Raw genomic sequence first — 769 nt, forward strand, 5'->3', positions numbered from 1 at the left:
CCCCTGGACCACATCGAAGCGGATCAGCCCTTCGTGCTGGGCGAAGGACGGCAGTTCCTCGCGGTCCGGCGCTTCGATCGCGCCGGCCGCAAGCACATCCACTCCGAAGACTTCGCGCAGATCCTTGGCGTTTCGCCGGAACAGAAGTACACCCACCCAGTGGCCACCTACGCGACCATGCTCACGCTGCTGGCCAACGTCGAGGGGCTGGGGCTGGACGCCGCACACGAGCTGCTGCGCCGAGTCGTCGTCAACGACCTGTTGGGCAACTTCGACGGTCACCTGAAGAACTTCGGGCTTCTCTACAAGGATGGCCGCACTCCAGCGCTCTCCCCCGCGTACGACGTGGTGGCGTACGCCGCCTACCTCTCGGGGCGTGGCCACGCGTTGGCCTTCTTGCCCGGGGGGCCCAAGCAGGCGCGCGTTTCCCCGGCGGTGATCCGCCAGCTCTGCAACGCGGTGCCGGCGCTATCTGAACCAAAGCTGCAGTCCATCGTGAAGGACACTGTGCGCCGCGCCCACGCCAGCTGGCCCCCGATGATCGAGGCCTCGGACTTGCTGCCGGAGCAGAAGGCCAACCTGATGCGCCACTTTCGAGGGACGCCGCTGATCGCATCTTTGGACGCCCGCGCGGCGAGGAAGGGCTCGGCAGCCAATGACTGATCTCGTGCCCCCAGCTGGGGCTCTCTCCCCCTCGCAGTTCCCGACGCTTCGCCAGGCGCGGGCCCACCCGCTCGACTTCGATACGGCAGTTGGGACGCTGGTGGAG

At 67.4% G+C, this 769-nt stretch carries 1 protein-coding gene; it reads left to right on the forward strand.

Annotated features, from left to right (window positions below):
- Positions 1-663 (forward strand): type II toxin-antitoxin system HipA family toxin (locus tag JZ791_RS44145; protein WP_216903937.1); only part of this gene is annotated, 663 nt, incomplete at its 5' end.
- Between the last annotated feature and the right edge of the window lie 106 nt (positions 664-769).

The sequence above is a fragment of the Nocardia alni genome (genome assembly GCF_019038435.1).
GTDB lineage: Bacteria > Actinomycetota > Actinomycetes > Mycobacteriales > Mycobacteriaceae > Nocardia > Nocardia alni.